The 817-nt window shown below is 68.3% G+C and carries 1 protein-coding gene; it reads left to right on the forward strand.

What is annotated here, in order from left to right; all coding sequences use genetic code 11:
- On the forward strand, positions 1-700 hold a 700-nt coding region (locus HW578_RS27210), incomplete at its 5' end, for an IS3 family transposase (RefSeq protein WP_198373808.1).
- Positions 701-817: the final 117 nt, after the last annotated feature.

Genomic DNA, 817 nt, shown 5'->3' on the forward strand with positions numbered 1-817 from the left:
TGGGCGATACGGCTATCGCCGGATCGCGGCACTGTTGCGGGACGCCGGCTGGGCGGTGAACCGCAAGCGGGTCGAGCGGATCTGGCGCCGGGAGGGGCTGAAGGTGCCGCAGCGGCAGTCGAGGCGGGGCAGGTTGTGGCTGGCGGATGGGTCCTGCATCCGGCTACGACCGGAGCAGGCGAACCACGTCTGGGCGTACGACTTCGTCGAGGACCGGACGCGGGACGGGCGGAAGTTCCGCATGCTGTGCGTGGTGGACGAGTTCACGCGCGAGGCGCTGGCGATCCGGGTGGCGCGGAAGCTCTCGTCGTCGGACGTGATCGACGTGCTGGCGGACCTGTTCCTGGCGCACGGGACGCCCGCGCATATCCGCTCGGACCAAGGGCCAGAGTTCGTCGCCGAGGCCGTGAAGGCGTGGATTGCCGGCGTTGGGGCACGCACCGCCTACATCGAGAAGGCAAGCCCGTGGGAGAACGGGTACGTCGAATCCTTCAACGGCAAGCTGCGCGACGAACTGCTGAACGGCGAGGTGTTCAACACGCTGCGGGAGGCGCAGGTGCTGATCGAGGAGTGGCGCCGGCACTACAACCGGGTGCGGCCGCATTCCGCGCTGGGCTACCGGCCGCCAGCCCCCGAAATCCTGCCCTCAGCAATGAGGCCGATCGGCTCAGGAGCCAGCCAGATGGCAGTGGCCCACTAAACGTATGGCCCGCCCCGTCCGCAAGAGGTTTCGCGATCCTGCCTGGTCAGTCTACGCCAACGTATCCGGTCTCAGGGCGGAGCCCTGGCCAAGATGGAGATCCGCGCGTTCCGGTCC

The sequence above is a fragment of the Roseomonas rosulenta genome, assembly GCF_016106005.1.
Lineage (GTDB): Bacteria > Pseudomonadota > Alphaproteobacteria > Acetobacterales > Acetobacteraceae > Neoroseomonas > Neoroseomonas rosulenta.